This window comes from Desulfogranum mediterraneum DSM 13871 (assembly GCF_000429965.1).
Taxonomy (GTDB): domain Bacteria; phylum Desulfobacterota; class Desulfobulbia; order Desulfobulbales; family Desulfobulbaceae; genus Desulfogranum; species Desulfogranum mediterraneum.
In genome coordinates this window covers 1-22,057 of record NZ_KE387008.1, presented here as the reverse complement: position 1 = coordinate 22,057, position 22,057 = coordinate 1, and the positions used below count along the sequence as shown (strand labels likewise).

The following is a 22,057-nucleotide window of genomic DNA, read 5'->3' as shown; positions in this document are numbered from 1 at the left end:
AGAAGGGTGGAGGCGGTTCCCTTTGGTTTGTCTGCCAGGATCCGGGGACAAGGGGGCTTCAGGATTCCGCAGAGACTGGATTCCCGCCTCCGCGGGAATGACGACAAGGCGCTTTGAAAAATGAGATTTTTCGATCTAGATCAAGGCATGGGGAAAATTTTACCGCAGGCATATAATTGATATTCCGAGGATAAAATTTTTATCATAACGCAGAGATTGGAAAAAAAAGCAATTTTTCAAGGTAGCCTACCGGGCACCTGCCTGCTTAGCGGCAGCCTGCATTAGTGCCTAAGCCCCCTAAGCCGGCTAAACAGGAATGACCGACAAAGAATGGAGAGAGGGGGATGAGACAAGAGCTTATGCAAGGGATGTCAAGGGATGCCCGACAAAGGAACACCCTGACCTTATGTGCTGGGCGAGAGGAAGGCCAGGGTGCCTGTCTTCAATAAAGGAGAGATGAAGACACCTTTAAAGTAACTATCATCCTCCACCCTGTCAAACAGGGCAGATCATTATTTCGAACAAAGGACCATATATCAAAAAGATAGCGCTGAGAAAAAGGTATTAACAAACTCTTCCCCTTGACGACCGGGCTGGGGGCACCTATCAGTGTAGCCACTGCATCTTACCCCTGGAACCGATTTCTTATGCGTAAACCGGCAAAAAATGCTATTGAGGCAGGCGCATCTTATCCGGAGCAGGCTGCAGTAGCCGCCCATACAGCAACAGACGGCTCTCAACCAGCTTAACCAGCCGCAGTCAGAAAGGGCTCACCCGTATCAATCACGACGCCTCATCCCGGTCAGCGCCCCTGGACGCTGGAATCATATTCAACCCCATATAATCAGCTGACACCATCCCGACCAGCAGTCGGCAAAGGAAAGGCCTGCCCCCTGAACTGCGGGGAGCACGGCCGCCATGGTGTATAACCTCAATGTAGGACCAGAAGAGACAACCCTATGAATTTTACTTCCCTTGGATTATCCGCCCCCCTGCTCCAGGCCGTTGCCGAACAGGGCTACGAAACTCCAACCCCGGTACAGGCCCAGGCCATCCCTGCAGTCCTGGAGGGCAAAGACGTCATGGCCGCCGCCCAGACCGGCACCGGCAAGACCGCCGGCTTCACCCTGCCGATCCTGGAACAACTCGCCAAAGGTCAGCGCAGTCAGTCCAAGCGGGTCCGGGCCCTGATTATCACCCCCACCCGCGAACTGGCCGCCCAGATTGGGGAGAGCGTCACCGCCTACGGAGCCCACCTGCCGCTGCGCTCGGCCGTGGTCTTTGGCGGGGTCAAGATCAACCCCCAGATCGCAAAGTTGCGCCAGGGGGTGGATATCCTGGTGGCCACCCCCGGCCGCCTGCTCGACCTCCATAACCAGCAGTGTGTCCAGCTCGACCGGATCGAGGTCCTGGTCCTGGATGAGGCCGACCGGATGCTGGACATGGGCTTTATCCACGATATCCGCAAGGTCCTGGCCCTGCTGCCCAGCAAACGTCAGACCCTGATGTTTTCGGCAACCTTTTCGGTGGAGATCCGCAACCTGGCCAAGAAGCTGGTCCAGAATCCGGTGGAGATCTCGGTGACTCCGCGCAACACCACCGTGGAAACCGTGTCCCAGCAGATGATCCCGGTGGACAAGAAGCGCAAACCCGCCCTGCTTACCCACCTGATCAAGGAACAGCAGTGGTCCCAGGTGCTGGTCTTTACCCGGACCAAACACGGGGCCAACCGCCTGACCAAACAACTGCTGGCCAAGGATATCCAGGCCGTGCCCATCCACGGCAACAAGAGCCAGAATGCCCGAACCAAGGCCCTGGCAGGATTTAAGAAGGGGACGGTCCAGGTACTGGTAGCCACGGATATCGCTGCCCGGGGTCTGGATATCGACCAGCTGCCCCAGGTGGTCAACTTTGACCTGCCCAGTGTGCCTGAAGATTATGTCCACCGGATCGGACGTACCGGACGGGCCGGGTCCAGCGGCCAGGCCATCTCTTTGGTCAGTGCCGATGAGTTCAAGCAGCTCTCGGCCATCGAGCGCCTGATCAAGAACCGCATTCCCCGGGAATACATCGTCGGCTTCGAACCTGTCAACGATGTCCCGGCTCCCCGCCTGGATCGCCCCCAGGCACGACCCAAAAAGGCCCACCCGGCCAAGCCGGATCACCGAGCCGGCCAACGGCCGGGAAAACGGCCACCCAGAAAGCCGCTGGTACAGGGCAGCAAGAGACGGGAAAGACCATAGCCCCTCTGGCATAGCCCTGCCTACGTCCCCCTGGTCGCGCCCCTTCACGGGGCGGCCGGGGACGCCTGCTCGCCCCGTCCCCAACGTCCCGCCTTATTCTTTTCCCCTCTGCAGCTGCAGAGGAGCAACGCTCCTCCGATCCTCGCCCTGAAAAAACGCTGCCCCTCCATTGTTCCATTCTTCTTTAGGGTACCTTGAAAAATGAGAATCTTTGATCAAGGGCAAAACGCGCGACAAACGTTACCGCAGGCATATGCCTGATATTCAAAAGATAAAATCTTAAGCGCAAGGCCAAGACGGAAAGAAAAAGCCATTTTTCAAGTTGGCCTTTAGCCGCTACCTGGGGTAGTATAATCGAAGTACGCTCTAACAGCGGTATCCTTGGATAAAAAGGAGCAACCACACTCCAGCCGAGGCTTGACTGCCCCCATCTTCTCTCTGTTGTTGACCGGTATGATGACAAAAAAGACAAGCACTCTTCCATTCAGGTCGCTCCTTTTCATCAGCGCGCTCCTCCTCTCTCTGCCGGCGCTCCTCTTTGGAGTCGAACCAAGACCTGGCCTGACCACCGCGACCATTGCCGCAACCATTGCCGCCATCACCAAACCCAGTTCCGATGTTGAGCTCTCTTTTGTCCAGGCCGGTAAAATCCTGGCCATAGCAGTAGCCGAGGGTGAGCGGGTCCAGGCCGGAGCACTGTTGGCCCGTCAGGAGGATGAACTGGAGCGTATCCAGCTCGATTTACTCACTGCCAGAGCCAACAACCCTACCCCGATTCTGTTGGCAAAAAACGAACTGGCCCAGAAAGACACCTACCTGGATAAGTTGACCACTGCCAGCCATAATGGTGCGGTGACCAAGTGGGAAGTGGAACATGCCGATTTTGCCAGGGACAGTGCCCTGCTGGCACTGCAGATGGCTCAATTTGAACACGATCAGGATCTTCTCCACCTCAAGAGCGTCAACGAGGCCATCCACAGGTTGCAGCTCAGCAGCCCCATGAACGGTATTGTCGAGAACATCCTGGTGGAGCAGGGCGAATCGGTCCAGGCGCTGCAGCCCGTGGTCAGGATCGTCAATATCGACCCCCTGGAACTGGCCGTACCCGTCCCCCTGTCCCTGGCCGGACAACTACGCATCGATCAGGAGGCCCTCATCAGCTATGATGATGGGGCCACGATTAGGGGCGCCGTTGCAACGATCTCCATGGTTGCCGACGCTGCCGCCAACATCCGTACCGTCACGGTCATGGCCGACAACCCAGCCAAGCGGCCGGCAGGAGAGCGGGTCAAGGTCTCTTTTCCAGGTACCATGGAGCAGGCCAGCTCTACCAACAGCCAATAAGCAGCCCACTATGTCCCCTCTTGACCGAAGCTCGAAGAAGTTCAGCGCCTGGAAGTCCCTGATCAGCCTGGTGACCGTCCTGCTCGCCCTCATGCCCTGCTCCGGGGCCCGAGCTGCCCAAGCCCTCCCCCTGGAGCAGGCACCCAGCCATGGCCAAGACAACCCTCAGTCCATGGACTCCGTCTCCGGGCCCTCGGCTGCTCGGGCAACAAAGACCCGGCCAGAGGCGGCTCCCCTGCAGCTCGATCTTAAACAGGCGCTCCAGCTGGCCATAGCCAACAACCGTGAGCTTCAGGTGGCCACACTCTACCCCTCCATTGCTCGGGAGGCGGAGAAATCAACGGCCTCGATTCACGACTCCTCCCTCTTTGCAGAGGGCAACTACTACAGTACTGATCGCCCCATCCAATCCAAGCTGGACAACGGCACCGACGGTTCCAGCGGCAAGGACAGCCTGCTTGAAGATGGCTGGCTGGCCCGCAGTGGGATCAGAAAACCCCTGCCAAGCGGAGGCACGGCCTCCATCTACCTGGAAGCCGATCATCTGGACAGCAACAGTGAACTCATCCTGCCCAACCCCCAATATACCAGTCGCCTTACCTTGCAACTCCGCCAGGCACTGCTCAAAGAATTTGGTGATGTCTCCAATAAAGCCAAGATCCAGGTTGCCGCTTTAAACGTCAAGATTGCCGAGGAGCAGTACCGGAAAAACTTACAAGCCGTCTTACGGGAAGTGGCCGTGGCCTATTGGAGGTTGAGCTACTACTATCACCAACTCCAGATCAGTAGAGGGGGATTGAGGGCGGCAGAGGAGATTTTGGAGAAGCTGGCAAGCAAGGAAGAACTTGGGCTGGCCAAGCTCCTGGATATCGACCGGGCAGACTCGGTCCTCCAGGAACGTAAGCTGGACCTCTATGCCGATACCAGGAACCTGAAAACCGCCATGGAGCAGCTGCGGCTGCTCCTGGGATTTAAAGAGGCATCGTCTCCATACAGCCAGGCCGCCATTGAACCCACAGAAACCATCACCACCAAGGCAGCGCCCCTTGAGCGGAGCGCAGCCTTGGAAGAGGCGCTGCAGGCCAGACCGGAGATGGCCATCGCCAGACTGGAGCTCGATGCCTCGATGGTGGAGGAGGAGCGGAATAAGCACACCATGCTGCCAACCCTTGATCTGGTTGCCAGCTATAGCCGCAATGCCCTTGGTGACAACAACGTCCCCATCCGCGATACCCTGGAGAACGACCAGGCAAGCTGGTCTGTGGGCCTGAGCTTTGAGTACCCCCTGGGCAACAACAAGACCGAGGCCGAATATCGTAAGGCCAAATTACAGCATAAACGCAGACAGCTTGAGCTGAAAAAGGTCAGTGAACAGATCGGATCTGAAATCGACTCTGCCGACGACAGGATAGGGGCGCTGACAGCGGAGATCACTGCAGCCGCAGCAGCAAGCAGGGCCCATCAACGCGTCCTCAAACGTGAAGCCAGCCGCTTTGAGCTGGCCCAGATAGATAATCAGCGTCTCCTGGACGCCCAGGACGACTATTACCTGGCACAACGCAATCAGCTCCGCTCGGTCCTCAACCTCAACATTGCCCTGCTCGACCTCAGTTGGGCCCGGGGAAGCCTGCTCCGGAAGCTGGAGATCGAGCTGCCCCCCCAGGGGTCATCCCCAGGACCTGCCAACCACCGATAGCGCCTGCTCAGGCTTCTCCCGCTTCCAGCAACTTGAGCAAGGCCTCCTCTGCCAAGGGCTTGCTGAAGTAAAAGCCCTGGAAGAGGTCACAGCCCGCCTCCCCAAGAAAGCTCAGCTGCTCCGGAGTCTCGATCCCTTCTGCTACGGTGGAGAGGCCCAGGCTCTTGGCAAGGAAGATAATGGAGGAGACGATCGCCCGGCTCTCCTCCATCTCCGCCACATCCCGGATAAAAGAACGATCAATCTTCAGCTCATCCACGGGCAACTGCGCCAGGTAACAGAGCGAAGAGTAGCCGGTGCCAAAATCATCGATGGAGATCTTGAAGCCCAGGGCCCTGACCTGCTCCATGAATGCGACCTTGGCATCAATATCAGCCAGCAGCAGGCTTTCGGTAATCTCAAGATGGATCAACTCCGGTCCAAGCGCTGTCTCCTGCCCCAGTTGCTGTAAGAGCTCAAACAAACCGGGATCATCCAACTGCTTGACCGAGAGGTTGACGGCCATGGAGAGGGGGGGGATGCCGGCTTGTCTCCAGGCCAACTGGCGAGACACGGCCTCTTTAAGGATCCAGGCACCGACCTCGATGATCAGTCCGGTCTCTTCCAGAAGAGCAATGAATCGCCCCGGAGGAACCAGTGCTCCGCCTGCCGGCTGCCAGCGCAGCAGGGCCTCCACCCCTGTGATCATACCGCTCCGGAGATCCACCTTGGGCTGATAGTGGAGGATAAACTCTTCCCGCTCCAGGGCCCTGCGCAGCTTTGACTCCAGCTGTAAGCGGTCCTGGTAGAGGTTGTTGATGGCTGGAGAGGAAAAGTGAAAGGAGTTGCCGCCCTGGTTCTTGGTAAAGTCCTTGGCACTGTTGGCCAGCTGCACCAGAGTAGCGGCGAGTTCCCCCTCATCGGGATAGTTGGCAATGCCGATGCTGGCGGTGATATAGAGCTCGTTCTCGCCCACCTGGATTGGTTTCCTGATCTCACCAAGAATTCTCTCTGCCACCAGGGCAGCTGACTCAGCACTCCTGGTTCGATCGAGTAAGACCGAAAAGACACTGCCCTCGAGGCGAAAGAGGCTCAGGCTCAAGTCGGTTTCCTCCAGGGAAAAGGTCAGCGAATCCGCAGCTCTCACCAGGGCAGAGAGACGATTCGCCACCACCTTGAGCACCTGGTCTGCAGCATCCACCCCGATGGTGGCGTTGATCCTGGAAAAATTGTCAATGCTGATGTTCATCAGGGCCAGCCGATCCTGGTAGCGCCTGGCCTTGTCCAGGGACCAGGCAAAGCGGTCATCAAACAGAAACTTGTTGGGCAGCTGGGTCAGGGGATCATAAAAGGCGAGCTGATCCATATAGGCCTTGGCAGCCAGGGTATTGCGCACCCGTAAGCCCAGCTCACTCTTATCCACCGGTTTTGCCAGAAAATCAGTGGCCCCGAGTTCCAGGGCCCTGAGTTTGTTTTCCGCATCCGAGGAACTGGTGAGAACGATAATCGGCAGATACTTGAACCGCTTTCTGCCCCGTAATTCCTGAAGGATATCAAATCCGGACACCCCGGGCATCACCAGATCGAGCAAAAGGATATCAGGCAGACTCTCCTCCACCGTCCGCACCGCCCTGGTCGCATCCTCAACCTGGATAAAGTTGGAATAACCGAACTCCTCAAGGTAGGTCTGGACCACATACATGGTGGTCGGCTCATCATCAACCATCACGATGGTTGCGTGCTGGATACCCTGCGCGTTCTTTTCCATATCGACCATCCCCTCTACAACATCCTGTCTAGACAAATGAGATATCTCTTCCTGCTCTTTCAAAACGACGCCTTATACTATGCCCGAGGCGGCACCACGGCTCCGGCCAGGCGCTGAACCAGCTGCAGCCTCGCAGCCAGCTGCTCAAGGTCACCTGCCCGGGCCAACTGTTCCAGCTCTGTCGCCGGCTGGGTAAAGGCATGATAGCCCACGGTCCCAGCCGCACCCTTGAGCCAATGAGCACTCCTGGCCAGAGACTCAAGCTCCCCTGCCTGATACAACTGGGCCATCTGTTCCATCTCGCCGGGCAATTTATCGACAAACTGCTGGACAGCCACCTTGAGTTTGGGATGATCGGCCAGTGCGGACAGGACCGGGGGCTGGTCCTGGGAGATGGGTTCCGGCTGCCCGGCGGCCGCCGGAGACTCGGAGCCGCTGCTGGGTTCACCGGGACGAACCAGGGCATGGACCAGGGCCTGCAGACCTTGGCCCACAGCCACCACCTGCTCAAGGTCACCCCGCTCTGCGTGGGACTCCAGCAGGGCCGCCGGCTCGGTAAAATCGTGGTAGCCCACGGTTCCGGCTGCACCCTTCAACCAGTGGGCAAGGGGGGCCAGGGATTCCAGGTCGCCCTCCTGCCAGGCCTGTTCCATCTTGGGAAACTCAAGCTCCAGGCGATCAACAAACTGCTCCACAGCCTTGCGGAGCTTAGGATGGTCAGCCAGGGTGGAAATGACCGGAGCCTGAGCCGACTGCGACTCCGGAACCGATGCCAATCTCTTCTCCGGGGCAAGGGTCCCGTCGGCCCGAACGTCAAGCCGGGGCATGGCGGAAGCCGCCCTCTCCGCAGTACCCTGCTTCCCGTCCAGATAAGCGGCCATCAGGCCCATGAACAGGTTGATATCCAGCGGCTTGGCAATATAGTCGGAGTAGCCCTGTGCCAGACACTCCTCTTCAAAGCCCTTCATCACGTTGGCGGTCATGGCCACCAGAGGCTGCTCCATACCCTGTTGACGCATCAGGGAGGCGGCAGTGTAGCCGTCCATGACCGGCATCTGAATATCCATGAGGATAAGCTGGTACGATTTGACCTGGACCATCTCCAGGGCAACCTGACCGTTTTCCGCCTCATCGACCTGCACGCCCGCCTCCTCCAGGAGCACCCTGACCAGTTCCCTGTTTTCAGCAGCGTCGTCCACCACCAGGACCGGGCCTAAGGCAAAGCGCCAATGCTCGTGCTCGCCATCCTGCTGAACCTGGGCTACGGCGGCCAACTGCTCCGGACTCAGGGTAACACCAGCCTCGGTGGCATCAAGGGGCAAGACGATGGAAAAGATGCTCCCTGTCCCCGGGGTACTGGTCGCGCTGATATCGCCTCCCAGTGCCCGGGCAAATTTGCGGCTGATGGCCAGCCCCAGACCGGTACCGCCGAAACGGCGGGTCACCGAGGTATCGGCCTGGACAAAGGGGTCAAAGATATCCTCCAGGGCATCCGCCTCCATGCCGATACCGGTGTCTGTCACCTCTATGAGCAGCTGATGAGTGCCTAGCTTGCGCGTCAGGCTGCAGCCCACGGTCACCGATCCCTGCTCGGTGAATTTAATGGCATTACCGACCAGATTAAAGGCCATCTGCCGCAGGCGGGCCGGATCGGTGGTCATGGTTTCCGGCAAGCCGGTACAGGCAACAAGACGCAGCCCGAGCCCCTTCTCAAGCGCCTTGCTCTCCAGCATCTGCACCACCTCCCGGAGAACATGGTAGGGGCTGGTCGCCAGTTGCTCGACCTCAAGACGGCCGGCCTCCACCTTGGAGAGATCAAGGATATCATTGATTAAATCGAGCAGCCCTCTGCCGCTTGAGTGGATGGTATTGAGGTACTTCAGACTCTCCTCTTCGTTCTTCACATAGCCCCGTTTCAGCAGGTCGGTGAAGCCCAGGATCGCATTCATGGGGGTCCGGATCTCGTGGCTCATGTTGGCCAGGAAGACACTCTTTGCCTGGTTGGCCTCCTCTGCCTTTTCTTTGGATTCGCGCAGCTCGACCTCTTTTTTCTCCAGCTGGGTCACATCGTCAAAACTGATCAACACCCCGGCATGGCTTTTACCGTCACCCAGCACAGGGGAGCAGTTGACCTTGAAGGTGCAGATCCTGGTCTCCGACAGGGCCAACTTAAGCATGGCGTCTCTCTGCACCCTCCGCTCAGCCAGGGCTTTTTTCCAGGGTTGTTCCTGGTGATCCAGCTCATTGCCCTCCAGATCGAGCCAGGAAAATTCAGCGGTGGTCACGCCGATCAGTTGGGAGGGGTCCACCGAGAGCAGATCGGCAAAGGCCTTATTGGCCAGGACCACCTGTTCCTTCTGATCGATAATCAGGAGTCCCTCTGCCATGGTGTCCAGGGCTGCCCGGACACGCCCGGGAATAGCCTGGGAAGGATCCAGATGACGAAGCACCTTGCCCAGATAGAAATAAAAACTCACAAAACCGATCGCTGCCATGAAGAGCAGCAAACGGATGGTCGGGTCATGGTAGAGATCCCGGAACAGACCACCCTGGTGGGCGGTAAAGGCCATCTCCAGCTGGCCCCACCTATCGGCTCCCTGCCAGATCGGTACCCGAATCTGGGAGGGTTTGGAATACTCTCCCTCCATGGCCTGCCAGTACTCTCCATGCCCCCTGCTCTGGGTATAGTAGTGGCCGCTCTCCTTGAGCAGGCCGATGGAGAGCAGGTCTTGGTTGCGCTCGATGATCAGGTCAAAATCCTGGAGTAACCGTTGCGGGTCAGCCTGGCGGAGCAGGGCCGTACTATAGATCGCCAGGGACTCTGCCAGGGCGGAGCGGCCCTGGCGGATGGCCCCGTAACGATCAGGGATAAAGCCGGCAAAGCCGGCCAGCAAAACCAGGGAGATCAGGATGGAGCTCAGCCCCAGGGAGACTCTGGTCTTGGCGGTCAACTTCATGATATCTTAGTTCCCGGAACGGGACCCGGTCTGGAGCTCATCCCTACCCTTCCCTGGTTCGCCCCTCTGGGACGACCTGTTCTTTTCTTTTTCTCTGTTGATGATCCCTGCCAGGGAGTCATCCGGATCCCCATCATCAACAGCCTGCCGCTGTCTGCTGAGGATGGCCAGGGGGTCGGCCAACTGCCAGGCCGGCATGGAAGAGAGCAGCGAGCTGAGCAGGACCCCGCTGCGGATCATCCAGATCACATAGCCTGCCGACAGGGTGGTGGAGGCGGCAATGGCCGAGCCGATGACCGTTCGTTCAAAACGGGCTTCACGGGTGGTCTCGTCACGGAGGAGATCCAGGCTGTTTCTCAGGGCCTGGTCTTCCAGGATGGATCGCTTCTGGTAGATCAGCGCCAGGACCTCATTCATCTCAACATCCAGGTCCTGACGGCCAAGTTCGTTATCATACCTGCGGACGGCTGCCGCAACCTGCTCAAGATCACCTGCCCCCAGTCCCTGTTGTATCTCCTGCCTGAAGGTTAAATCAAGGTTAAAATCCGCTGCCGTGGCCGCCGGTCCCATCAATTCGGCCCTGGACAGGGATCGTTTTTGGTCCATCTCGCCCTGCTGAAAGAGCTCCCCGGCCGTCACCTCCTCCGCCGGATCAGCCCCCTCCTCCGGAGTCTCTTCCGGGGTGCTCTGAGAGGGTCCGACATGGGCCAACGGCTCAGGCAACGACTCCTTAAGGGGCAGACCGGGGATGAGCAGCGGATCGCCCTCTCCTACCACCGGCTCGGTGATCGAGACCGCTGTTGGTGGTGCCAGACCGCTTTCGGCCACCACAGCCAGCCCTTCATCAGGCACAGGCTCAGGACTGGTCACCACCAGCGGAGCCAGGCTGTTGACCGTAACGGTTGCCACCCTTGCCCCGCTCTGCAGGGCGACACTCACCCCATCTTCAGAGGATTCCACCTCAAAACTACCGTTGACAGCGGCATCAGGGGTGAAGCGGAGGCCGGCCGCCCCCTCTGCCACGGTGATAAAGTCATGGTTATGGAGTTCGCTCGTACCGTCTGCCAGGAAGAGCGAGCCGTTGGTGATGGCTGATACTCGGAAATGGGTCACCTCTGGGCCGTCGTCGGCATGGGGAGTGACAAAGATCAGGTCGCTCTGGGTCGTCGGGTCCGTGGACACGGAACTCACCTCCGGGGTATCTCCCACCGGAGTAGCTGCCAGGTCGATGGTACCGCTGAGCAGAGGGGCAAGGCCGTCGTCAACCTGGGTGGCGATGCTCAGATCGCCGTCATGGTTAAGGCTAGGCGTGAAAACCAGCCCGGCCAGGAGGGTATTGACATCGGCCAGGGCTCCGGAGGCGCTCCACACCCCGCTGCCCGGGTCAAAGGTGGAGCTGACCCCGCCCGAGCTGCCGGTGCTGAGGCTTCCGGCAGCGGGATCAGAAAGGGTCAGGGTGGCGCTGAGAGTCGCGCTGTCCACGTCGCTGATCACGATATCACTCAGGTCCAGGGCCGTATCCTCGGTGTAGCTCTCGGCTGCACTCAGGTTGGTGGCGGCAGGGGCATCGTTGACTGCGGTGGCGATCATATCCTTAGCTCCGCTCAGGACGGTGGTGGCGTCTTCAACCCTGGTGTCGATCCTGAAGTCCTTGTCATAGTTCAGGCTCGGGCTGAAGCTCACCCCGGCCAGGAGGATATTGACATCGGCCAGGGCCCCGGAGGCGCTCCACACCCCGCTGTCAGGGTCAAAGCTGGAGCTGACCCCGCCGGAACTAGCGATGCTGAGACTCCCGGCAGCGGGATCAGAGAGGGTCAGGCTGGCGCTGAGAGTCGCGCTGTCCACGTCGCTGATCACGATATCGCTCAGGTCCAGGGCCGTATCCTCGGTGTAGCTCTCGGCCGTATCGAGCCCTGTTGCCGTGGGCGGATCATCCACGGCGGTTGGCGTGAAGTCCTTGGTCCCGCCGATGGCGGGATTCACCCCGTCATCCACCCAGGTGGCAATGGAAAAATTCCCGGTGTAATTCTCTGCAGGGCTAAAGCTCACCCCGGCCAGGAGGGCATTGACATCGGCGATGGCGCCGCTGGCCGACCAGACGCCGGTGCCGGCATCATAGGTCGAGCTCACCGTTCCCACGGTGGCCGTGGTCAATCCGCCGGCATTGGTATCGGAGAGGGTCAGGCGCGCGCTCACATTGGGACTGTCACTGTCGGAGATGACGATATCGGTGAGATCCAGGGAAACATCCTCGGTATACCCCTCTGCCGTATCCAGGTTGCTTGCCGTGGGGGGATTATTCGCCACAGTGGAGGCCGTCATATCCTTGCTGCCGGTCACTGCCGGGGCCGTAGCGTCGTCCACGCTGGTCTGGATGGTAAAGTCACTGGCATAACCGGCGACAGGCGTAAAAATCACCCCGGCCAGCAGCTCATTGATTTCGCTGAGCAAACCGGTGGCGCTCCAGGTTCCGCTAGCCCCGTCATAGCTGGAGCTGGTGGAACCCACGGTAGCGATGCTCAAGCTCCCTGCTGCGGAATCCGAGAGAACCAGGGTGGCGCTGACCGTCGCACTGTCCACATCGCTGATCACGATATTGACCAGATCAAGATCCTGATTCTCGGTATAGGTCTCAGGGGTACTGAGATTGGTGACGGTCGGGGCATCGTTTTCCGGGATGGCGGTGATGTTCTTGACCCCGGTCTGGGCCGGGGTGATGCCGTCATCGACCCTGGTGGCGATGGTAAAGTCGCTGTCATAGTTGAGCGTGGGCGTAAAGGTCACCCCGCTCAGAAGGGTGTTGACATCGTCCTGGGCCCCGGAGGCGCTCCAGACCCCGTCGACAAAGGTCGAGGTAACGGAACCTGCGGTGGCCGTACTCAGGCTGCCGGCAGCGCTGTCGGAAAGGCTGAGGGTGACGCTGACCTGGTTGCCCTCGCTATCAGTGATCACGATATCGGTCAGATTCAGGGGGGTGTCTTCAGTGTAGGTTTCAGCGGCGCTCAGGTTGCTGGCCTGGGGGGCCGTGTTGTTGGTCGAAGTAAGGGAGAGGGCATCAAGGGCCTCTTTGCCCTCGTCCAGCCCCAGGTCATCCCCCTCAAAAAAGAGGGAGGCGCTGACATCACCGCTGCCGGCAGCCACAGAGATGGCAAAGATATCCTGCTTGGTCACACTCAGATTGTTGGTGCCGACCACAGCGTCGTGCTTGCTGGTCAGGAGGATCTGCCCGGAGTTGATGGTCCTGCCGCCGATGGTCTGGGTCGTCTCCACCAGATCAATACCTGTGATTTCATCCAGTTGGACATTGGCAGCGTTCCCGTTCAGCAGGTCGGTCACGGTGCCGCTGGTGGAGGTGGGGCCGACATCGATGGTCTGAAAACGCCGGATCAGATTCTCCTCTCCCCCGACATCATCACTGAAGAGGAAGTCGCCGGCCGCAAGATCGGTATCACCGACCCGGGTATCCTGCTCCACCAGGGTGATGGCGCGAATTTCCTTGGTGGAGAGATTTTTAAGGAGCATAGTGAAGGTGCCGCTGCTGTAATCACCGGGGGTATCGGGATGAAAGAGCACCACATCCTGAGCCTCCACTGCCAGGCCGGCAAAGTCGCTGGCATCCCGGGAGGCGAGGATCAGGTCTCCGGCAGAGAGCTGCAGGTTTGAGGCGCCGAGCAGCTGATCAGCACTGACATAGTGCATGGCGCTGATATTCTTATCGTTGATAAAGGTACTGAGTTCCGCACCCATGGCAAAGGTACCGTTGGTGCTGAGATTGGCGGGATCGATCCCGTCTTCCAGGGTCAGGTTGGGGTTGGCGAAACGGACCAGATCACCCCTTCTCCAGGTATCGGTGCCGGGCTGGCCTTCGCCATCCGGGTGACCATCGGTGCTCAGCCAGAAGGCGGTTTCAAAACTGGTGGTGGTGTAGTCCAGGCGGATATTATCGATGAAGATATGGTCATTACCGTCTGAGCCGCCACCGTCATCCTTGCCCTCGGAAACAAAGCGGATCTCGGTTTGAGCGGAGACATAGTCGCTGACATCAAAAAACTCGCTGCCGCTCTCAATGGAGTCGATCTTGTACTCTCGCAGGGTGGTCCAGCTGCCGCCGTCCTTACGGATCTGGGCCAGCACTTCTCCGGAGCCCTCAAGTTCCAGCGCGAAATAGTCATAGCTCAGGTAGACTGCGGTGGCAGAGCTGAGGTCTGCTTCCCGGCTGATCCCCCGGATGGACTGCTCACTGTCCGCCGTTTTCAACCGCAGCTCACCACTGATCACCCTGATCCGCCCTGTGGATGGGCCGTTGGAGTTGTCACCGATCTCTGTCCAGTCCCCTGCCCAGGGCTGGGAACCGCTGCTGCCGCTGTAGCCACCGGAGTTGAAGTCATCTGCGATCGACTCTTCTGCCAGGAGATGCTGCCAGCCTGCCCGGCCGGCCGCGCTCAGGGGCGACTCGGCCTCGATGCGGCCCTGAACATACTCCAGCTCCCAATCACCGGCCAAGAGGGAGTGACCGCTGGCATCCTCACTGGCAGCCACATCGGCCCCGGTCAACTCCGCTATCCTGTCGGTCAAGGCCCTGCCCTGCTCATCGGCGGCCAGGTTGCAGCCATAGAAAAGGATATCTGCCTGCTCTGTGAGGGAATCGCCCCAAGCCCTGAGCTGCTCGCTGTAGGCATCGATGGTCTCGTCATAGAGCCAGCTGGAGCCCAGCTGCACCGAGCCGCTATCACCATGGCTGAAGAGGTGTACGGCCTGCACATCACTGTAGCCCTCCAGGATGGAGGAAACCTGATCGATCCCCGGCCTGCTGCTGTCGAGGAGGATCACCTCATGGCGAGTGGTGTCGTCTTCCGAGTCGGCCAGGTAGTCGGCCAGCTGCTGATGATCGGCAAGGTTGTCATTGACCAGGATCAGTTCATCGACCTGGCTGGCGGCAGCCTCCTGCCCCTGGCTTGGCGCACCTGCCTCACTCTCCGCGGGCGGGCTCTCTGCATCTGCTGCTATCGCCTGGCCCGAAGCAGCAGCCGCCCCCTCAGACAGGGCTTGGTCCTGTTCGTCATCAAGGGCTGCCTCCTGGTCTAAGACTTCTGCCGGCTCTGCTGGATCCGCCCCCTCATCCCCGCTCAGCCCGGCTTCCGCCTCCGGCAACTGCTCTTCCCCGGCATCCTCGGCTCCGGCCAGGGGAGGAGGTTCACCCTCCGCCGTTGCTGCGGGCGTTCCGGCATCCTGGAGCACGACATCGCCCTGAAAGGCAGAGGTTGTTTCCGCAGCCTGATCCAGGCTGGTATCCTCGGGCGGAGTGACCGCTAATGGGGCCATATCCGCGGACAACAGCAATCGCTGCTCAAGGGGTTCAAACAGAAAGCGCTCAGATCTCATCCACCTCATCCCGACCTCCCTCTGGCGTATCAAAGTGTACAGCAGAACAGGGCTGCCAATCCTTTGCTTAGACAAGCAATAATCATACCTTAACCAGACAGCAAACGCCCTGTTCGCCGCGCCGAAGCGGATCAGGGACCTCGTTTGACTCACTCCCGCCTGCCCGATATGGCCAGCAGGCTGTCCAGCCGCGCTTCCTGCTCAAGCAGCAGCCTACGCGCCTGCACCCCCCTCCTGGCCAAGTACCAGCGGAGCAGGCCGATCACAATCCTCAAACAGCGATCCCCCCAGGGCCTGCCCGGGGGGAGACAGCTGAGCAGACGCCTTCCCCAGGCCTTCTCCTGCAGAGGGCGAAAGAAGGTATCCTCCAGGGAGACAAACAACTGGCAGGAACCGGGATCTCCCTGGCGACCACAGCGACCGAAGAGCTGCCGGTCAATCCGGGGAGAATCGTTCATCTCCGTGGCGATCACATGCAAGCCGCCCCGCTCCCTGACCCCCTCTCCCAGGCAGATGTCGGTACCTCGGCCGGCCATGTTGGTGGCCACCGTTATCCTCCCCTCCTGACCGGCAAGGGCGACCACCTCTGCCTCGGCCGCGTCCTGAAGGGCATTGAGCACCCTGCAGGAAAGCCCCTGGCGGCGAAGATCTGCAGCCAGCCGCTCGGAGAGCTCAAGAACCGGGGTACCCAGTAACACCGGTCGTCCGAGTTCCAGGAAAACAGCCAGTGAACGGACCACGGCTGCCAGCTTCTCCTCCTCACTGCGAAAAATAAGGATCGGCAAGTGAAGACGAGCGCCGGGCCGATGGGGGGGGATCCGCACCACCTGCAGGCCGTAAACCTGCCAGAGCTCTCCCCGCACCTCCCGAACGGTGCCGGACATCCCGGACAGGCGTTGATATCGTTGAAAAAAACGCTGATAGGTAATGGAGGCCAGTTTTTCCCGTCCCCCGGTGAGCGGACAGTGCTCCTTACACTCGATCAGTTGATGGAGACCGTGCTCCCAACTGCGCCCCTCCAGGACGCGGCCGCTCTGTTGATCAATGATCTGAACGACCTGATCAGCCACCAGGTAGTCCCGATCCCGCTGAAACAGATGCAGGGCCCGCAGGGCCTGGGCCAACAGAAACTCTCCCTGGCGGCGACCGGCCCAGAAGCCTCCCTGTTGCGCGGCAAAGCGCTCCAAGCGCTGGTAGCCGCTCGGGCTCAGGCAAAGCCCGCCACCGGTGGGCTCCAGAGTGAAATCCGTGCCCTGGCAACACTCCCCGGCCAAGGCCATGGCCTGCTGGTAGACCTTCTCTTCAAAGCTGTTGCTGCCGGTGCCGGAAATAATCAGGGGCGTTACAGCCTCATCGATGAACACGGAATCCGCCTCATCCACCAGGGCATAGCCGAGCCCCCGGGAGAGCAGGCCGCCCTGGCGCTCTCCCCGACAGAGGCGTTCAACAGCCCGGAGGCCGGGACCGGCAGCGCCCCTGTCTGCCAGGTAATCGCGCAGATAGTCAAAGACCAGCTCCTTAGCGGTACAGTAGACCACATCGGCACGGTAGGCCCGGCGGCGCTGCTCCTGGGTGAGGGCATGGTCAACGGCGGCAACGCTGAGCCCCAGGCTGCGGTAGAGGGGCTCCATCCAACGGGCATCGCGCCGGGCCAGATAGTCATTCACGGTGACCACGTGGACCGGAATACCTGCCAGGGCCGCGGTAATCGCCGGCAGGGTCGCGGTCAGGGTCTTGCCCTCGCCGGTATCCATCTCCGCTACCATGGCCTTGAGCATCACCCAGCCTCCGAGCAGCTGGCTGGGATAATGGGACATGGAGAGGGAGCGGCCGGCATGGAGCTTGATCAGGGCAAAGCTCCGGGCCACGTTGGCCTGGCTAAATCCGTCCCGATAGAGGGCCAGCCGCAGGCGGTCCACCTCCCGGGCCAATGCCGCTGCAGAGGCGGCCCCATATTGGCGACAGTGCTGCTCCACCTCCGGGACGAGCTGCCTCGCCAGGGCCCTCCGGCTGCAAAACCGACCCAGCCAATAGCCGGGAAACCGCTGCCAGAACCGTTCCGCAGCTCCGACAGCCGCCCCCTGCTGTTCTCTTCGCCGCCTCGAGCTGCGCCCCATACCTGCCCCCCTAGCCATCCAAACGCCGCAAGAAGAGCTGCCTGCAGAATCGGTAGAAACGCCAGGCCAGGGAGGCCCGGCCATGATCAAAACGAACCAGGATACGTTGATCGACAAGGATTGCATCCAGGGGTTTGGCCAGGGCCAGATCGATGAGGAAGACCCGCTCAAAGGTGGTGAAATTGCCGGAGTCATCGGACTCCACCGGGATCCTACCCCCCCCTGCGCTGCCGAGAACAGGGCTGGGCAGGGTATTGGTCGCCCCGGGCAGTTCCCGGAGGATGGTGCCCTGCAGCACCATGGCAGGTGCTGCTACGCTGCGCAGCTCCACCTGCGGCCGACTGCTGCGCACCAGCTCGATGGAGGGCTGTTCCACCGCAACCCGGACAATAGTCGCCCGGTTCAGCACATAGCCCAGCAAGGCTCCCTTAGGGACAAAACGACCGACAAGATCTGCGCCATTGGCCAGGATAAAGCGGCCTTTGACCTGACTGGAGATGGTCAGCGCCTCCTGCTGCTCCCGGAGGCGACCAATACGCTGCTCCAGGGGCTGCAGCTGCTCCTCGATGATCCGGGCCTCGGTTTGATCCACTGCCAGGGCAAGCTGATAGCGCTGACGATATTCACGTAACTGCGATTGCAAAACCGTAAGCCGATTCACCAGGCCAGGGTCACTGCAACGGATGAGGAGCTCTCCGGGCCGGACCTGGCTCCCTTCCCGAGCGACGATCTCGCTGACCACCCCATCCCCTCCGGGCCGAAGGTAGGATTCTTCGGGCAGACGGAGCACGCCCTCCAACACACTCAGATGGGGCAGCGGCACCAACAGCACCAGCAGGCCGCCAACCAGAAGCAGCCCTGTCCGTGCCAGGAAGACGCCCCTCTTGCCCTGGCGGACGGCTGTTGCCTCCAGGGAGCCGGCAGCTTTCACCAGGGGTGCCGCCAACATCACCCAGATGCCGAAGAGCGCCAAGCCTAGCCCCAGGCCCAGGTACCGGCTGCTCAGATACCAGAGTATGGCCAGGGAGATCCCTGTGCGGTAGAGGATGGAGCTCAGCCCATAGGCCAGCAGCCAGCCCTGTTCCCGCCGCGTGGTCACCACCTCCCCCTCAGGGGAGAGACCGAAGAGGTAGCGGCGGACCAAAAGAGCGAGCTGTTGGCGTGAACGCGGCCCCAGGTTGGGTAACTCCAGCAGGTCGGAGAGCATGTAATAACCGTCGAATTTCACCAGGGGATTGGCGTTAAAGAGCAGAGTGGACAGACCGCTGATCACGATCAGATTAAAGGCCACGGTCCTGGCCAGCCCAGGCTCCCAGGCCAGCCAGGAGAACACCGCCAGGGTCGCCAGGAGCAGCTCCATGTAGATGCCGGCTGCCCCCACGGCAAACCGCTGCCATTTCCCTGGAAAAAGCGAGGCCGAGCTGGCATCGACATAGGGAAGAGGCATAAAGACCAGCACCATCAGGCCCATCTCGTGCACCTCGCCCCCCCATTTCTTGACCGCATAGCCATGGCTGAGCTCGTGCATGCCCTTGACCAGGGGGTAGAGGAGGAAGATGATCGCCATATTTTCCAGGGTCAGCACCCGTTCCAGGCCGCTGGAGGTAAAGGCTGCCCAGTGGAGGCGCAGCTGCAGCGCGGCTCCGGCAAAGCACAGCAGAGCGAGCAGAAGAAAGGGCCAGGAAAAGAGCACCTTGAACAGGGGAAAGCTGGCGCTGAGAAAGCGATCCGGATCCAGCAGGGGGATTCGAAAGAAGAGGGGGTTTCCCCGGGGCCTCCCCCTGGACGGAGCCGAGCGCTGCTCCCTGATACGCAGCAGCGCCTCCAGATCCGGCTCCACATCTACAAGCAGCACATCCGCGGCAAAGAGTTGGCTGAGCAGTTGGAGAATCTCGTCCTGGCCCGGGGCCTGGTCACCATGACGCTGAACCGAGAGTTCCCAGATCTCCTGGACGGTTCGCCGACCATCCATCAGGCCGATGACCCCATACACCAGGGGAGAAAAACGATATATCCGACCGCTGCTCTTGTTGTGGAGCAGGTACTCCAGCTCCCCCCGATGGACCTGGCGATGGATCTGGTTATGTTTACGCATCCGTGGCTGCAAACCGGCAACCCGGTACCAGGAAGGATTAAAGGGAGAGGCCTGCATGGTTGTCCGCCTCAGGGAAGCACTGCCCAGAGCCACAGCCTGAGCCGGTTAAGGAGCTCATGGCTCCAGAGCCAGAGCAGGGATCGCTGCCCGATACTGATCTTGGCCAGCCCCTGCATCCCGGGACGAAGCTGGCGAGGCTGTTCTCCCAGGGCCCCTTCAACCCGGAAGACCGTCCGCCCCTTGCTGACCCGGGATACCGGAGTAACCCTGGTAACCACAAAGGGAAAGGACTCCTGGGGCAGGGCATTGACCAGAAACCGCCCCTTCTGCCCGGAACAGACCTGCTCAATTTCCCGCTCATCAACCTCGATCACCACCCGGTAGGCATCCAGGGGGGCAATCTCAAACAGCACCTGGCCATATTTCACAGGGGCGCCGATGGCCTGACTCAGGTCTCCCCGGATGATCAGGCCGGCAAAGGGAGCCCTGATGGCGGCGCGGGATATCTGCTGGTCAAGCAGGGCAATCCGTGCCCCGGCCTGGGCAACCTGCTCCTCGATGATCCTGGAGTGGGCCACCTGGTTTTCGGCAACCGCCCGGTGGTACTCCAACTGGTGCTGCCGGCTTTGGCTGTTCCAGTTGATTCGCTCCAGCACCAACTCCCGGGTCTCCATCCTGGCCAGCACCGCTCCCTGCTCGACCAGATCACCGGGCCGATGAAGGGCCTCATCAAGGAAGCCGTCAAAGGGGGCAATCACCACCCGCTGGACCGTACCCTCCAGGGTGGTGTCCCCCGCCACCCGATACTCCCCGCCAGCCAGGAGGCAGACCAGAACAAGGAGCAGCGCCGCCAGTACCCCTCCCTTCCAGGCGATATTCCCGGGCCCCGCCAACCTGCCCCACTGGCTGCGCAGGCAATCCCAGCTGGTTCGCAGCCAGGAGCGATCATTGAGGTGTTTGCTCACCAGGGTGGGGCCGACCAGGGCCACCACGGCCTCGCATAAATCCACCTCCTGACCGCTGAAGGGTTGCTCCTCGGCCCGCTCAAAGCTATAGGCGCCCAGAGCCACGCCATCAACATCGACAAAGGGGATGGTCAGCAGGGCTGCGGCACCGTAGTGCTGGACATAGGCCCGGTGCTGCTGGAGAACCGCGCCCCGTCCCGCGTCAGCCGGGGGATAGATCAGGGTCTCCTGCTGGTCGACCCCCTCGTTCATCAGGTCTGCCAGGGCACGGGAGAGGTTCAGCTGCCGATCAAACTGGGCCGTGTTGGAGACCGCCACCAGCTTCACCTGCCTGCCCTCCACCAGGCCGACTCCAACCCGGTCGCAGGCCAGTCTTTCCGCCAGGATAGTGACCGAGGCCAGGGCCGCAGCCTGCCCATCCCGGGGATCAAGGGAGCGGGCAGCCAGCTCCAAGACCCCCTGGAGCCGCTCACTGCGTCGCGCCCAACGCTCCTGTTCCTGCAGACACTGCCGCCTGCTCAACCACTCTGTTGGCCAGGCCAGACCCCAGCAGAGCTGACCCATGGCCTCCCGGCAGGAGGCAGCGGAGCGCTCGCTGATTTCAAACACCACCACCAGCCTGAGCAGATCCTGCTCCATGACCGGCATGGCGAGATAATGGCCGGGGCTGGTCTGGGGCTCAGGAGGGGACTGCTCCTTTATCTTGACCACGAGCTCGCGGCCCTCTGCCCTGACCTGCTCAACCAGGGAGTGAAAGGCGGCACCAGGACGGAAACCTGCCGGTTGGGCGGCAACGGCCACAAAGGCCTGGTCACGGTCGGCCAAAAAAACAGCAGCCCGCCTCACCCCTCCGATTCGAGGGCTCTGCAGTTCCAGCCAGCGGGCAAAAAATTCCCCCTCCCCCTGGGGGGTCCGGAGTTGCTCCTGGAGCTGTTGTTCATTCAACATCGACATCTCAGAGTGTTCACCTGCACGTGTACCTGAAGCTATTTTAGGAACTCGCCTTAAGGCTGCTCAGGACTACAGCCCTCTGCCATTGTATCATAGATCACGGGCCGCACTCTGCTTTTCTGGCCTATCCGGCCCTGCCAAGGCATCAGCAGCAAGGGGTTTTCCCCTCACGGGCATTCCTCTCTTAGCCATCATTGCCAGCGAACAGACATCCTGACACAGGGGGTGGCCGACAGTAATAACCCTGCTGTCTTGCAGTCGTCATTCCCGCGAAGGCGGGAATCCAGTCTCCGCAGCCCCCTGCACATCCGTGTCTTGAGATCGACCGAGATCGACCGAGATCGTGGCAGGAAAACACAAGGCAACACCCTCAACCGGCATGACCCTTATGCCCTGCGACCTGCGACAGGCGACCTGCCAGAGCCGCTCTGCAAACATACCTGGAAACGATACCTGGAAACGATACCGGAAAACCTGGATGCCCGCCTGCGCGGGCATGACGCAGAGCCAGCACAGGCGATGGCGGTACAAGCAGGCAGCAATTTAGCCAGAGTATAGCC

9 protein-coding genes are annotated in these 22,057 nt (G+C 60.5%); 3 read left to right on the top strand and 6 right to left on the bottom strand.

What is annotated here, in order from left to right; translation table 11 throughout:
• Window positions 1–959 precede the first annotated feature (959 nt).
• From G494_RS24800 to G494_RS0120530, 3 genes are all read left to right on the top strand, one after another.
• Complete coding sequence (locus tag G494_RS24800) at window positions 960–2,243, top strand: DEAD/DEAH box helicase (protein ID WP_051305931.1); 1,284 nt, start codon at window positions 960–962, stop codon at window positions 2,241–2,243.
• 453 nt (window positions 2,244–2,696) lie between these two features.
• Entirely contained in the window at window positions 2,697–3,587 is an 891-nt protein-coding gene (locus tag G494_RS0120535) for an efflux RND transporter periplasmic adaptor subunit (protein WP_153305981.1), read from the top strand.
• A gap of 10 nt (window positions 3,588–3,597) precedes the next feature.
• A complete protein-coding gene (locus G494_RS0120530) occupies window positions 3,598–5,283 on the top strand; it encodes a TolC family protein (protein ID WP_028586014.1) in 1,686 nt (561 codons plus the stop codon).
• A gap of 7 nt (window positions 5,284–5,290) precedes the next feature.
• Here the strand turns inward: G494_RS0120530 and G494_RS0120525 are convergent, their stop codons facing one another.
• The 6 genes from G494_RS0120525 to G494_RS24785 all read right to left on the bottom strand — a co-directional run bounded on the left by G494_RS0120525 (window position 5,291) and on the right by G494_RS24785 (window position 21,500).
• On the bottom strand, window positions 5,291–7,030 hold the full coding sequence (locus tag G494_RS0120525; protein WP_028586013.1) for a putative bifunctional diguanylate cyclase/phosphodiesterase: 1,740 nt from the start codon (window positions 7,028–7,030) through the stop codon (window positions 5,291–5,293).
• Between the two features lie 77 nt (window positions 7,031–7,107).
• Complete coding sequence (locus tag G494_RS25905) at window positions 7,108–9,987, bottom strand: ATP-binding protein (protein ID WP_028586012.1); 2,880 nt, start codon at window positions 9,985–9,987, stop codon at window positions 7,108–7,110.
• A 6-nt stretch (window positions 9,988–9,993) separates the two neighbouring features.
• Window positions 9,994–15,369: a DUF4347 domain-containing protein gene (locus G494_RS0120515; protein ID WP_028586011.1), complete on the bottom strand. Its 5,376-nt coding sequence runs from the start codon at window positions 15,367–15,369 to the stop codon at window positions 9,994–9,996.
• 149 nt (window positions 15,370–15,518) lie between these two features.
• Window positions 15,519–17,486: a preprotein translocase subunit SecA gene (locus tag G494_RS24790; protein ID WP_051305929.1), complete on the bottom strand. Its 1,968-nt coding sequence runs from the start codon at window positions 17,484–17,486 to the stop codon at window positions 15,519–15,521.
• A gap of 10 nt (window positions 17,487–17,496) precedes the next feature.
• Window positions 17,497–19,581, bottom strand: coding sequence for a hypothetical protein (locus G494_RS27205; protein ID WP_208597727.1), 2,085 nt, complete (start codon window positions 19,579–19,581; stop codon window positions 17,497–17,499).
• A gap of 68 nt (window positions 19,582–19,649) precedes the next feature.
• Window positions 19,650–21,500 (bottom strand): efflux RND transporter periplasmic adaptor subunit, encoded by a 1,851-nt coding sequence (locus G494_RS24785; RefSeq protein WP_084457177.1) that lies wholly within the window; start codon window positions 21,498–21,500, stop codon window positions 19,650–19,652.
• Window positions 21,501–22,057: the final 557 nt, after the last annotated feature.

Coding starts and splice junctions, on each gene's coding strand:
- G494_RS24800 (WP_051305931.1), top strand. CDS start 960: ATGAATTTTACTTCCCTTGGATTATCCGCCCCCCTGCTCCAGGCCGTT.
- G494_RS0120535 (WP_153305981.1), top strand. CDS start 2,697: ATGATGACAAAAAAGACAAGCACTCTTCCATTCAGGTCGCTCCTTTTC.
- G494_RS0120530 (WP_028586014.1), top strand. CDS start 3,598: ATGTCCCCTCTTGACCGAAGCTCGAAGAAGTTCAGCGCCTGGAAGTCC.
- G494_RS0120525 (WP_028586013.1), bottom strand. CDS start 7,030: ATGGAAAAGAACGCGCAGGGTATCCAGCACGCAACCATCGTGATGGTT.
- G494_RS25905 (WP_028586012.1), bottom strand. CDS start 9,987: ATGAAGTTGACCGCCAAGACCAGAGTCTCCCTGGGGCTGAGCTCCATC.
- G494_RS0120515 (WP_028586011.1), bottom strand. CDS start 15,369: ATGAGATCTGAGCGCTTTCTGTTTGAACCCCTTGAGCAGCGATTGCTG.
- G494_RS24790 (WP_051305929.1), bottom strand. CDS start 17,486: ATGGGGCGCAGCTCGAGGCGGCGAAGAGAACAGCAGGGGGCGGCTGTC.
- G494_RS27205 (WP_208597727.1), bottom strand. CDS start 19,581: ATGCGTAAACATAACCAGATCCATCGCCAGGTCCATCGGGGGGAGCTG.
- G494_RS24785 (WP_084457177.1), bottom strand. CDS start 21,500: ATGTCGATGTTGAATGAACAACAGCTCCAGGAGCAACTCCGGACCCCC.